Annotated in this window: 12 protein-coding genes; 5 read left to right on the top strand and 7 right to left on the bottom strand. The window is 60.7% G+C overall.

The features are described 5' to 3' along the window. Positions 1-60: 60 nt before the first annotated feature. Both O4H31_RS10855 and O4H31_RS10850 read left to right on the top strand, forming a co-directional pair. On the top strand, positions 61-849 hold the full coding sequence (locus O4H31_RS10855; protein ID WP_269345632.1) for an FAD binding domain-containing protein: 789 nt from the start codon (positions 61-63) through the stop codon (positions 847-849). 162 nt (positions 850-1011) lie between these two features. Continuing rightward, positions 1012-2898, top strand: coding sequence for an OmpA family protein (locus tag O4H31_RS10850; RefSeq protein ID WP_269345630.1), 1887 nt, complete (start codon positions 1012-1014; stop codon positions 2896-2898). 111 nt (positions 2899-3009) lie between these two features. On the opposite strand, the gene infC is transcribed toward O4H31_RS10850, so the two are convergent. Beyond that, positions 3010-3558, bottom strand: a complete 549-nt coding sequence (gene infC, locus O4H31_RS10845) for a translation initiation factor IF-3 (protein WP_120350915.1) — start codon at positions 3556-3558, stop codon at positions 3010-3012. A gap of 199 nt (positions 3559-3757) precedes the next feature. Between infC and O4H31_RS10840 the strand changes: the two genes are divergently transcribed. Then, a complete protein-coding gene (locus tag O4H31_RS10840) occupies positions 3758-4027 on the top strand; it encodes a hypothetical protein (protein WP_067629134.1) in 270 nt (89 codons plus the stop codon). A gap of 92 nt (positions 4028-4119) precedes the next feature. Here O4H31_RS10840 and purF read toward each other — a convergent pair whose 3' ends face one another. From purF to alr, 5 genes are all read right to left on the bottom strand, one after another. After that, complete coding sequence (gene purF, locus O4H31_RS10835) at positions 4120-5604, bottom strand: amidophosphoribosyltransferase (RefSeq protein ID WP_269346336.1); 1485 nt, start codon at positions 5602-5604, stop codon at positions 4120-4122. Positions 5605-5849: 245 nt separating this feature from the next. Further along, positions 5850-6404, bottom strand: a complete 555-nt coding sequence (locus O4H31_RS10830; protein ID WP_269345626.1) for a CvpA family protein — start codon at positions 6402-6404, stop codon at positions 5850-5852. 29 nt (positions 6405-6433) lie between these two features. Beyond that, positions 6434-7801 (bottom strand): DNA repair protein RadA, encoded by a 1368-nt coding sequence (radA, locus tag O4H31_RS10825; protein WP_269345624.1) that lies wholly within the window; start codon positions 7799-7801, stop codon positions 6434-6436. A gap of 104 nt (positions 7802-7905) precedes the next feature. Then, positions 7906-8703, bottom strand: coding sequence for a DNA repair protein (locus O4H31_RS10820; RefSeq protein ID WP_269345622.1), 798 nt, complete (start codon positions 8701-8703; stop codon positions 7906-7908). Between the two features lie 280 nt (positions 8704-8983). Next, a complete protein-coding gene (alr, locus tag O4H31_RS10815) occupies positions 8984-10027 on the bottom strand; it encodes an alanine racemase (protein WP_269345620.1) in 1044 nt (347 codons plus the stop codon). A gap of 147 nt (positions 10028-10174) precedes the next feature. Between alr and O4H31_RS10810 the strand changes: the two genes are divergently transcribed. Further along, complete coding sequence (locus tag O4H31_RS10810; RefSeq protein ID WP_269345618.1) at positions 10175-10882, top strand: sterol desaturase family protein; 708 nt, start codon at positions 10175-10177, stop codon at positions 10880-10882. Positions 10883-10982: 100 nt separating this feature from the next. Then, positions 10983-12290, top strand: a complete 1308-nt coding sequence (locus O4H31_RS10805) for an alpha/beta hydrolase family protein (RefSeq protein ID WP_269346335.1) — start codon at positions 10983-10985, stop codon at positions 12288-12290. Between the two features lie 45 nt (positions 12291-12335). Here O4H31_RS10805 and O4H31_RS10800 read toward each other — a convergent pair whose 3' ends face one another. After that, the gene (locus tag O4H31_RS10800; protein ID WP_269345616.1) at positions 12336-12791 is read right to left on the bottom strand and encodes a DsrE family protein; all 456 of its coding nucleotides are present in this window, start codon (positions 12789-12791) and stop codon (positions 12336-12338) included. Positions 12792-12811 lie beyond the last annotated feature (20 nt).

Below are 12811 nucleotides of genomic sequence, written 5' to 3'. Positions count from 1 at the left end.
TACTGAAAAATGTATTGGACAAAGAGGCGACGCACGGACGGCCTCTGGGAAGGATGAAAGATGTATGATTTCGAAGTAGAGCGCCCCAGCAGCGTGGCAGATGCGGTCAAAGCCTTGGGGCAGGAAGACGCGCAACCGCTGAGCGGGGGGCAGACGCTGATCCCCACGCTGAAGGCGCGGCTGGCGATGCCCTCTGTTCTGGTGTCGCTTGCGGGGATTGATGCGTTGAAAGGCGTGGAGATGCGCGACGGCGCGCTTTGGATTGGCGGCGGCACGACCCACGCGACCGTCATGCGCGAGGCCGCTGAGAGCTATCCCGCCTTGGCCAGCCTCGCCGCGCGGATCGGTGACCCGGCGGTACGCAACCGCGGCACGATCGGCGGATCGCTTGCTAATAACGACCCTTCTGCCTGCTATCCCGCCGGGGCCTTGGCCAGCGGGGCGACGATTGAGACCGACCGGCGAGAAATTGCGGCGGATGACTATTTTCAGGGCATGTTCACCACCGCTTTGGAAGAAGGGGAGATCGTGACCGGCGTGCGCTTTCCCATTCCGCAGGCCGCGCATTACGAGAAGTTCATCCAACCCGCCTCACGCTTTCCGCTGGTCGCAGCCTATGTCGCCCGGTTCGGTGACGGGGTGCGGGTGGCGATCACCGGCGCGTCGAACGATGGTGTCTTCCGCTGGACGGAGGCCGAAGCCGCTTTGAATGGCCGGTTTGAGGCTGGTGCTTTGGAGGGGCTGACCCTCGGTTCGGATGATATGATCAGCGATCTGCACGGCAGCGGCGCCTACCGCGCGCATCTTTGCGGCGTGATGACCCGCCGCGCTGTCGCAGCCATCGCCTGATAGTCGATAACACTTTGTAAACCTTTGCCGCGTCCCCGAATGGGGGCGCGGTATTTTCATGGGATAAGGTATTGATATTGGATAGCGGAACCAGCGCCCCCATTATGCGTTGGGTGACAAGCGCTGCCCGAACGGCGTTCCCGTAATAATGAGGACGTGAACATGAAAAACCTACTGAGATCTACGACTTCGCTGGGTCTGAGCCTTGCATTGGCCTTCCCGCATGGCGCTTTCGCTCAGGAGCAGAATCTGGCCGAATGCGGCCCCGTGGGCGAAGCGACAGAGTTTCCCTGCGCATTTGACGATCAAACGGTAGAGAACGCCGAAGAGTTGCGCGTTATCGCCGGGCTGAGCGCTGATGCGGAAGCATCGGCGGAAGTGGAAGCCGAAGCTGAAGTTGAAACCGAGGCCGAAGCGGAAACCGGTTCTGTCTTGGATCAAGCCGCCGATGCGGTTGAGACGACCGGCGATGCCGCCGCTGCCGCTGTAGACAGCGTGGCTGAACAGGCCGACGAAGCGGCTGATGCTGCAGAGGCGCAAGCTGAAGCTGCCGCCGAAGCTGCGTCGGAAGCTGAAGCCGAGGCGACAGCTGAAGTTGACGAAGAGGTAGAGGCCGAGGCTGAGGTTGAGCAAGAGGCCGAAGTCGAAGCCGAGACCATGCAGGACGCGGAAGTCGAGGCCGAGGCTGAAACCACTGCAGAGGCCGATGCAACTGCTGATACAGCCGTCGAGACCACTGAGACTGTAGAAACCACCGAGCCTGTCGAAAGCGAGTTGGAGGCCGAAACTGCGACCGAAGCAGAAACGGTCCAGAATGACGAAGCTGCTGCCACTACCGCGCAGGATGCCGAAACCGACGCCGAAATGAGCGGCGAAGCGGTGGGCGAAGAGGACAACGCTGGTCTGACCGAAGAGCAGATCCAAGCCCGTGAAGAGCGCCGCGAAGCCCGCCGTGCCGAGCGCCGCGAAGAGCGTCGCGAAGAACGCCGTGCCGAGCGTGAGGCCGCTGCTGCGGCTGCCGCTGCGGCCGAAAACGATGCGGAAGCAGAAGTAGTGACCGAAGAAGTCACCGAAGAGGACGTGCGTAGCTCGGACGAAGATTTCGACACCAAAGTGACCGCTGCCGGCGAAGCCGAAGCCGCGGCCTCGGATGATGACGACAGCGGTCTGTCGGACTTCGAGAAAGCCTTGCTGCTTGGCCTTGGCGCCGTCGCAGTAGGGTCGGTGCTGAACAATGGTGAAAAGATCGTCAGCCGTTCCGGTGACCGTGTGGTTGTTCAGGACGATACTGGTGAACTGCGTGTTCTGAAGGACGACAATGCGCTGCTGCGTCGTCCCGGCGATGAAGTGCAGACTCAGACCTTCGACGACGGCTCCACCCGTACCATCGTGACCAAGAGCGATGGCAGCCGGGTTGAGACCATTCGCTCGCGCGATGGCACCGTGTTGCGCCGCACCAACTTTGACGCACAGGGCCGCGAGTACGTGCTTGTGGATGACCTTGTCGAAGAGCGCGAAGTTGTGGTGAACGACCTGCCGCAGGTTCAAGAAACCCAGCAGGCTCAGCGCGCCAGTACGCAGGACGAAGCAGCGCTGCGTCAGGCTCTGCAAACGGAATTGCGCAACGATCAGGGGCGGACATTCTCCCTGCGTCAGGTGCGCGAAATCCGTGAGGTGCGCTCTCTTGCGCCGCAGTTGGAATTGGACGCCGTGCGCTTCCCCACAGGCTCTGCTGCAATCCAGCCTGAGCAGGCGCGTTCGCTTGCCAATATCGGCACCACGCTGCGTGACCTGATCGAAAAGGATCCGCGCACCGTGATCCTTGTCGAAGGGCATACGGATGCGGTTGGCGATGCGAGCTACAACCTCGCCCTGTCGGACCGCCGTGCAGAGACCGTTGCACTGGCTCTAACGGAGTACTTTGATGTACCGCCTGCCAACCTGATCACGCAGGGCTACGGTGAAAGCCAGCTGCGCGTGCCGACGACGTCAGCTGAACCTGCGAACCGCCGTGCGGTCGTGCGGAACATTACTGGTCTGCTGCGCTAAGCAGACCTACCCCTAAAGTGAAAACGCCCCCGGAGCGATCCGGGGGCGTTTTGCGTTATGGGCTGTAAGATGATCAATCGGGCCCGCCGTGCGGACCCGACATAGAGCGGATCACTTGTTGGGCAGGGGCCCGATCACCATGACCATCTGGCGGCCTTCCATCTTGGGAAAGTTCTCAACCCGGCCGATGTCTTTGGTATCCGCAGCAACGCGCTCCAAAAGCTCACGACCAAGGTTCTGGTGCGCCATCTCACGGCCACGGAACCGTAGAGTAACCTTCACCTTGTCGCCACCTTCGAGAAACTTGAAGACATTGCGCATCTTCACATCGTAGTCGTTCGTATCCGTATTGGGACGGAACTTGACCTCTTTGATCTCGATGATCTTCTGTTTCTTGCGGGCTTCGCTCTCGCGCTTTTGCTGTTCATATTTGAACTTGCCGAAATCCATGATCTTACACACGGGCGGCTTGGCATTCGGCGAAATTTCGACAAGGTCGAGCCCAGCTTCTTCGGCCATTTCCATGGCACGCTGAGGCGTCACAACGCCGACGTTTTCGCCGTCTGCCCCGATCAGGCGGATTTCAGTGGAGCGGATCTTGTCGTTGACGCGCGGGCCGGTGTCACGTTGGGGCGGCGCGTTATGGGGTCTGCGAGCGATGGTGATGGTCCTTTGATTGTTACCTAATTCGAGAATGCAAGGTAAACCCGCAGGGGGGCATCTTCAAGCCGCAAAATCGCGCTATGCGTGGGCTTTGCGGCGATTTACCCTTGATCTGGGGCGAATGTGGCGCAATTGACGGCTATGCGGCCCCGGGGGTAATCTCTAACGTCGCGGGGCGTATATTAAGGGGAATGGAATGAAGAATCTGGTCTGGTTGGTCGTGGCGGCGTTGATTGCGCTGGCGGGCTATATGCTTTTCACCGGCAAAGGGCCGCAGGAAGTGGCCATCGAAGCCTCTGAGGCGATCAATGCGCCAGAGGTGGCCGAGGATGTGACCAATGCCGCCGAAGACGCGGCAGAGGCGATCACCGACACGGTCGACGCCGCCGGAGAGGCGATCAGCGATGCCGTGGATGATGCGACGGACAGCGCCAATGATGCGGCCGAGCCTGCGGCGCAGAACTAATCAAGCGATCCCGCGAGGGTGGCAAAAAAAAGCAAAGGCCGCGCCCGGGGTTCCGGGCGCGGCCTTTGCTTTGGTGCAGTCCGCTTGGCAGGTTATTCGGCGGCGGGCTTCATCTGGAACCCTTCCTTGACCTGATCGGCAGGGGTAACCGGGTAGTCGCCCGAGAAGCAGGCGTCGCAATACTGCGGGCACTCGGCCTTTCGGCCTTCGGCTTCGCCCACCGCGCGGTACAGACCGTCGAGCGAGATGAACTTGAGGCTGTCGACCTGTAGGTGATCGCGCATCTCATCTTCGGACATGGTCGCCGCCAGCAGTTTTTCGCGCTGCGGGGTGTCGACGCCGTAGAAACAGGGCCATGCCGTGGGCGGGGAGGCGATGCGGAAGTGCACTTCCTTGGCCCCGGCATCCAGAATCATCTCTTTGATCTTGCGCGAGGTGGTGCCGCGCACCACCGAGTCGTCGACCAAGATCACCCGCTTGTCCCTGATAAGCGCGCGGTTGACGTTGAGCTTGAGACGCACACCCATGTTGCGGATCTGCTCGGTCGGCTCGATGAAGGTCCGGCCCATATATTGGTTGCGGATGATGCCCATCGCGTAGGGAATGCCGGATTCAAGGCTGAAACCAATCGCTGCCGGGGTGCCACTGTCGGGCACGGGGCAGACAAGATCGGCGTCAACCGGGCTTTCCTTGGCCAGTTCGCGGCCAATATTCTCGCGCGTTTCATAGACCGAGCGACCGCCGAGGATGCTGTCGGGGCGGCTGAAATATACGTGCTCAAAAATGCAGAAACGCGAAGCGACGCGCCGGAAGGGGAAGTGGCTTTCGACCCCTTTCTCGGTGATCACCACCATTTCGCCCGGCTCGATTTCGCGCACGAATTCGGCTCCAATGATGTCAAGCGCGCAGGTTTCAGAGCTGAGCGCCCAGCCATCGCCAACACGGCCCAGAACCAGCGGGCGAACCCCCAGCGGATCGCGCACGCCAATCAACTTGGTGCGGGTCATTGCCACGACGGAAAAGGCCCCTTCGACCCGGCGCAGCGCGTCTTCCATCCGTTCGGGAATATTGCGCTGCAACGACCGTGCCATCAGGTGAATGATGCACTCACTGTCCGAGGAAGACTGAAAGATCGAACCGCGTTCGATCAACTCGCGGCGCAGCGCGTTGGCATTGGTGATGTTGCCGTTATGCGCAATTGCGGCACCGCCCATGGCAAACTCGCCAAAGAAAGGCTGCACATCGCGGATCGCGGTGGGGCCTTTGTTGCCGGAGGTGGAATAGCGCACATGGCCGATGGACAATTCGCCGGGCAGGGTCTGCATGATATCCTGTGAGGTGAAGTTATCACGGACATAGCCAAACCGTCGGGCCGATTGGAAACCAGCTTCGGGATCATAGCTGACGATGCCGCCTGCCTCTTGTCCGCGGTGTTGGAGGGCGTGGAGGCCAAGGGCCACGAAAGTGGCGGCATCAGCAACGCCAACCACGCCGAAAACGCCGCATTCCTCCTTCAGTTTATCCTCATCTCCGCTGTCGCGCAGGTAGGATGTGTCAAAGGGATGGGCGGGTGGCATGAGCTTGGACAACGGGGCAACTCCGAATCCGGGTGGGGTCGGTGCCTATGTAGGGGCTTCGCACCCGACTGTCACCCCGCATGTCGCCCGCAAGTAGCGACAGGCGCGATAAAGCGTGCCGAGGGGTCGAGAACTGTGCAGCGGGTGCACCGCTGCCAGTCCCGGATATGCCCCAAATGCAAAACAGGCGGCCCGTTGTTCTGGCCGCCTGTCTAAAACGATAGTGTTAAGAGTTTGTGACCGCTTTAGGCGCTACATTTCCCGACGAGCGCCTCATAACGGTTGGTGATCCAACCAAGCGCCTCTTGCGGGTCTTTTTCTTCGATCTGGCCGGTAAAGCGCGAGAATACAGCGGCGGAGCGGCTGTTTTCGACCATTGTCGTGCGCTCACCGGTGATGACCGTGTCGTAAACGAAGAAGGCAATCGCCACCAACAGCACGCCGCGCACGACACCGAAAATAAAGCCAAGCCCTTGATCGAGGCCGCCCAGCATCGAACGATGCACCAGCGAAGAGAACAACGGTGTGAAAAGTGAAACCACGATCAACGCGGCGGCAAAGACCAGCGCGAAGGCGCCGATCACCGACAATTCGCAACTGTCGGCAAGGAATTCGCCAATATAGGGCAGTTCACGCACCAGCGGCTCAACCTGCGGCGCAAAGAGAAAGGCCAGCACTGCCGCTGCAATCCAGCCGACAATCGCCATCATCTCGCGCACCAGCCCGCGGCCATAGGCCAGCAATGCCGATAGCACGATGACCACCGCGACCACCCCGTCAATAATGGTAAAACCGTCCATGCGCGTTCTCGCCCTCGTCTAAGGGGGGATCAGCCCGCCCCGAAAATTTCGCCAACAAATCCGGTCAGATCGCTCATCGTATTCAGCGCAATTCCGGTCGCACCCACGGCTTTCCCGCCGCGCGGTGCAATAGCGCTCGTAAAACCAAGTTTTTGCGCCTCTTTCAACCTGTTTTCCGTCTGGCTGGCGGGGCGCAGCGCACCGGACAGGCTGATTTCCCCGAAAACAACGGTTTCGGCGGGCAGGGCCGCGTCTTCTCGGGCCGAAAGGATCGCGGCAGCCACGGCCAGATCGGCGGCGGGCTCCGAGATCTTCATGCCGCCTGCCACATTGAGATAGACATCCAGCCCCGCAAAAGGAATCCCGCAGCGTGCCTCCAACACGGCTAGGATCATCGCCAAGCGGCCCGAATCCCACCCCACCACGGTGCGGCGCGCTTGGGAATGGGGTGAGGGGGCAACGAGCGCCTGAAGCTCGACCAAGACGGGGCGCGTGCCTTCGATGCCCGCAAAGACCACCGATCCGGGGGAGGGTTGGCCGCGTTCCGACAAAAACAACGCCGAGGGGTTCAGGACCTCAGACAGACCGCCGCCCGTCATCTCGAACACGCCGATTTCATCCGCCGGGCCAAAACGGTTTTTGACCGCGCGCAGGATGCGGAATTGGTGGCCCCGCTCGCCTTCGAAATAAAGAACGGTGTCGACCATATGCTCCACCACCCGCGGGCCTGCGATCTGGCCTTCTTTGGTGACGTGGCCTACGAGGATCACGGCAACCCCGCGCCGTTTGGCAAAACTGGTCAACTCATGCGCCGCGGCGCGCACCTGACTGACCGAGCCCGGCGCGCTTTCGACGTTATCGGCCCACATGGTTTGAATGGAATCGATGATGGCAAGCTGTGGCCGTTCGGCTTCCAGCGTGGTGAGGATATCGCGCAGATTGGTTTCCGCCGCCAGTTTGACCGGCGCTTCGGAAAGGCCCAGTCGTTGGGCGCGCATGCGGACCTGCGCGCTGGCTTCCTCTCCGCTGACGTAAATCGTCTTTAGACCCGAATTCGCAAAATGCGCGGCAGCTTGAAGTAGTAGGGTAGATTTGCCGATGCCCGGATCGCCGCCCACAAGGATCGCCGAAGCGGGCACCAAGCCGCCGCCTAGAACGCGGTCCAACTCGGCAATACCTGATCGGGCGCGCGGTGGCGGGGTTTCTTGGGTGGCAAGATCGGTGAGTTCAATGGCAGAGCCGCGCCGTGCGCCCAAGGATTTGCTGGGCGGGCCTGCGGAGATGCCCTTGTCTTCGACGATCGAATTCCAAGCGCCACAGGCGTCACAGCGCCCGGACCATTTGGAATGTTTTGCGCCGCATTCGGTGCAAGAAAAACTTGAGGAGGATTTGGCCATGGGCCCTTTTCGCGCAGGTGCCGGATGGCGTCAAAGGAAAAGCATCCGGCCTTTGGGTGATGATCCCGGGGGGGAACCCAATGGGCCGGATGCTGCCGCCGGTGTTACTCGGCAGCTTTGGGAGGCAGATCAATCACGATATTGTCGAGCGATGTCGGCTCCGGCTGGCGCTCGGGGGCTTCGGTCTGCACCACACGCTCAAGGCCAAGCTCTGGCATGATCTCACGCATCTCGTCACGCAGGCGCTCAAGCTGGGCCACGGCGACGCTTTCTTCAAGTTCGACCTCGTGCAGCCAATGTTTCATCTCTGTCGAGATGGCTTTGGCCTGATCCAGACGGCTGTTGAACAACTCGACCTCTTCTTGGCGCTGTTTCAAGAAGCTGCGGGCCCGGGCCAGTTTTTCATCCGAGTAAACTTCGGCCAGATCGCGGGCCACGTGGCTCATCTGTGCGGCCATTTCCAGCACAGCGGGTTCCAGCGTGCTGAGGTCGGGATGATCGCGCAGATAGGCCAGACGTTCGCGCACCGAATCGAATTCCGAACTCATCTGAAAGGTCTCTGCACGGTCGGCGGCGTGCACGGCACCGTAGGCGCGGGCCACGTCCTGCATGCCAACATTGAACTGGCGGTGCGAGGTTTCAAGCTGCATGACGCGGCGGTTGGTGGGCAGGAAAAAACACAGGCCCACGGCAAGAACGGTCAAGGCTAGCTGGGCGTACATCCCGGCGTTTTCAACAGGCTCACCGCCATATTGAAGATCAAGGCTGATCCAATCCCAAAGGCCGATACCGGCCATGATGCTGGCCCCGGTGAGGGCCAAGGCCGCAAGGGCAAAGACCACAACGGCAAGCCTTTGAAAGGCGAATTGGATGAGGTAGGCGAATGAACGAAGCTGGGACATACTTTCTCCCCCCCTGGAAGAGCTACTAAGCAAGTTTCTGCCGACCAACGCCTCTTTATCCTTCTTGGTTCCCATTCAGTGCGGAATTATGCTGAGGATTTAACGCAGTTTTGCCAACATTATGGCACAACCTCAGGTTTTCGTAAACTTTTTGCGGTGATTGGGGGGATTTATCGCGTGGAAGGCCGAAGCGGGCGGGGGCAGACCTGTGGGAAAATAGCCACGCTAAAGGGCGCCGCCTTGGAGCCCAGCCAATATGAGATGGGGGAAAATCGCCGATCTATTCGGCGTAGCTCCGCGCGTATCTCGCCCCGAGCGAGGTGAGCATTTCGTAGCCGATCGTCCCAGCCCAATCCGCCAGATCATCGACACCCTGCTTTGGCCCCAGCAATTGCAATGTCGCGGGGACTTCATCCAACGCAGAGACATCTACCGTGATCAGATCCATCGACACGCGCCCGATAATCGGCAGCGGGATGCCGTCATGTTGGAAGCAAGCGGCCCCGACCGCATTGCCCATGGCGCGCTGAAGCCCGTCGGCGTAGCCCGCAGCGACGGTGGCGAGCTTTACCGTGCCCTCCGCCGTCCATGTGTTGCCATAGCCTACGGTCTCTCCCGGGGTGACGTTGCGGATTTGGATCACCGGCACATCGAGGGTAACCACAGGCCGCGCATCGGTGAAGGGGCGCCCGCCATAAAGGCCAATCCCGGGCCGCGTGACATCGAAGTGATAATCCGAACCCAGCAGGATGCCCCCCGTGGCAGAGAGCGAGCGGGGCACGTCGATCCCTTGGGTCATCTCGTGAAAACTGCGCAGCTGCGCGTCGTTCATCTCGTGCCCCGGTTCGTCTGAGCACGCCAGATGCGACATGATCAGCGAAGGGTTCTGGCTGAGTGCGATGTCGCGCAGGGCGGCCCATTCCGCAGGCTCCATCCCCAGCCGGTTCATGCCGCTGTCGAGTTGGATGCCAAAGCCATGGCCGGGCAGGGTCTCAAGCTGGCGCAAAAGCTGCTCGGTCGAGTTGACCATCGGCGTCAAGGCGGCACCGGCAATCGCCTCGGCGTCGCCTGCCATATGGCCGGAAAAGACATTGATGACCGGGCCTTCGCCCAAGGCCTGTCGTAGCGCCACACCTTCTTCGGCCAAGGCCACAAAGAACTGCCGTGCGCCAGCCTCGGCCAAGGCTGTCGCCACACGGGCCGCACCAAGGCCATAACTGTCGGCTTTGACGACCGCGCCGGTCTCGGCCTCCGTCATGCGGTCAAGGGCGCGCCAGTTGTCGGTGATGGCTTGCAGGTCGATGGTCAGTGTTGCTTTGCTCATGGGCGGATGTGGGCCAGAATGCGGGGGGAGGTCAAGCGGCCAAGGGCACCTAACGTCATGCGCGACAGGGGCGAGGGCGATTTGTTACAGTTTTGCCTACCGGATGCGCAGGATGGGGAGGTCAGGCGGATGTCACGGATCAGGATTATGTTCAGCCATACGGGTGTGTCACTCATGGGGCTGGCCTGCGCGGTGGCCTTTCTGGCGATGCTCTGGGGGGCGCCGCTGTGGTGCTGGGCGCTGGTGCCACTGGGGATCGCGGCACAGATGCTGAATGAATACAATCTGCACCGCCATATCTTCCACCTTGACCCGCCGAAACGGCAATGGGCCTTTGATCTGCTCTACCGCGCGCATTACGGGCACCATGATTTTCCTACTAATCACGGGCTGTTCTTTGTGCCGCTCTGGGTCGCCTTGCCGATGCTCGTGAGTAATTTTCTTTTGGTTTGGGGCATTGCGGCGCTGCTAGGGTTTGACGCAAGCCTTTGGATTGCCACGGCAATCGTGCCCTTGGGCGGGGTGCTGACCTTTTTGGGCTATGAGTGGTTCCACATGACCGCGCATCTGACGGTCCCCAAAACGGCGGTCGAGCGGCATGTCACGCGGCTGCACAGCCAGCATCATTTCCGCGACTTCAACAAGTGGTTCCATGTCAGCCCCGGCGGAGAGATCATCGATCGCGCCATGGGCACGGATATCGACACCGAAGCCTTGAAACAGCAGCAGCGCATCGCCTTTATCCGCACCTTGGGAATGAAACCCGATGACCCAAGGCTGTTGGCCGCCCGCGCCAAATTCGCCGGAAAATACGGGCTTTCTGAGGTCGAAGTGGCCCGCGCCGCGCGGGGGTGAATGTGAAGCTTCCGTAACGTCACGGGCAGGGCGCTTGCTTGCCTCCGCGACGCAGGTAGGCTCGGGCCTATCCAAGGGAGGACGAACCATGCACCGACATATGACCACCACGGCCCTGCTTGCCGCCAGCCTTGCCGCCGGGGCGGCGCAGGCGGAGAACCGGATCGACCGACAGCTGCCGAATGCCCCCGAACTCGCGGCCTATGGCGATCACGCGGTGGGCGTGCGCACGCTTGAGATGGTGAACCCCGGCCAGATCGACATACTCGCCATCGACCCGGCCGCCGATAAGCCCGATGAGATGCCGCGCTATGACCGGCCTTTGACCGTTGAGATGTATTACCCCGCCGCCGAGGGCGCGCAGGGTGAAACCGCCTTCAAAGCCTATCTGCGCGATGGCACCACCGAAGTCACCCTCACCGGGCAGGCCATGCGCGACGTGGACCCACTGGCGGGAGAGACCTTTCCGCTGGTCCTAATCAGCCACGGCTATCCGGGTAACCGCTATCTGCTGTCGCATCTGGCCGAGAACCTCGCCTCTAAAGGCTATGTCGTGGCGTCGATCGATCACACCGACAGCACCTACCGCACACAGGCGACCTTTGGCTCGACACTGGTGAACCGTTCTCTGGACCAACTTTTTGTGCTGGAGCAGATGGCACAGAAAGCCGCAGAGGGTGGCGATTTCGCAGGGCTTTATGACGCCGAGAACACCGGGCTGATCGGCTACTCCATGGGCGGCTATGGCGCGATCATCACCGCAGGCGGTGGCGTGACCGAGGCGTCGGTCGGCTACACACGGGGTGGGCCGCATGGCACATTGGGCATTCATCAGGCCGGGTCCGAGACCCACAACACGCTGCCCGATCCGCGCATCAAGACAGCCGTAGCTTTTGGCCCTTGGGGCATGAACCGTGGTTTTTGGGATGCCGAGGGTCTGTCGGGCGTGCAGATCCCGATGCTCTTCATTGCCGGATCGCAGGATGACACATCTCTGTACGAAGATGGCATTCGCGCGATCTGGGAGAACACCTCAAACGTCGACCGTGCGTTGCTGACCTATGTGAACGCGGGCCATAACGCCGGCGCGCCGATGCCCGCGCCAGAGGAGTCCTATTACTTCAGCGAAGACAAAGGATTCAACATCTCAGAACATTACACAGATGCGGTTTGGGACACGGTGCGGATGAACAATATCGCCCAGCATCTCGTGACCGCATGGATGGATAGCCGTCTGAAGGATGAGGCCGAGAAGGGGAGCTACCTTGATCTGGTAGAGGAATCCAACGCTGGCGTCTGGTCGGTCGCAGAAGACGGGACCGAGAAGGAAGACCACAGCTATTGGAAAGGTTTTGCCGAAGGCAGCGCCAAGGGGCTGATGTATGAGACCCGCGCGGCGGGGGAGTAACAAAACGAACGCCCGGGGGGAGTGTCCCCCCTCGGGCGGTGCGTTTTAAGGTTTGATGTATGTATAGCCCATCTGTTGCAGACGCGACAGTTCCGCCACGCCGGAGGGCACGATGTCTTCCTCCCACACGTCATAGAGGTCATCCTCATAGCTGATCTCGCGGCCGCGCAGGGTGTTGTTGCAGACGTGGAAGCTGACGTTCTGCCCTTTGAGAGAAGATACGGTGGTCTGCATCTTCTCATTGCCTTTGGCATCGGCCAAGAGGCTCAGCCCGTGGCCGTGCAACACGACTTTCACGTCGATATTCTCGGCTCCGACAGCGTTGATGTGATTTTGAATGTTGCGCATGGCCCCCAGATGCGCCTTTGAGGCTTCGCCGCCGTTGTAGTTGATGTGATAGACGACTTTTTGCTTGCCGTAGCGCTCGGATTCTTCGGCGTGGAGCGCGAAGGCGAAGGTGGTGGCGAGCATCAGGCAGATGGCGCGGATGATATTGGTCATTTGGTCCTCCCAAGGTGAGT

Origin of the sequence: Sulfitobacter dubius, assembly GCF_027214245.1 — a bacterium.
GTDB classification, from domain to species: Bacteria; Pseudomonadota; Alphaproteobacteria; order Rhodobacterales; family Rhodobacteraceae; genus Sulfitobacter; species Sulfitobacter dubius_A.
Note: the sequence above shows the minus strand (reverse complement) of the source record. Positions and strands in the feature narration are given on the sequence as shown.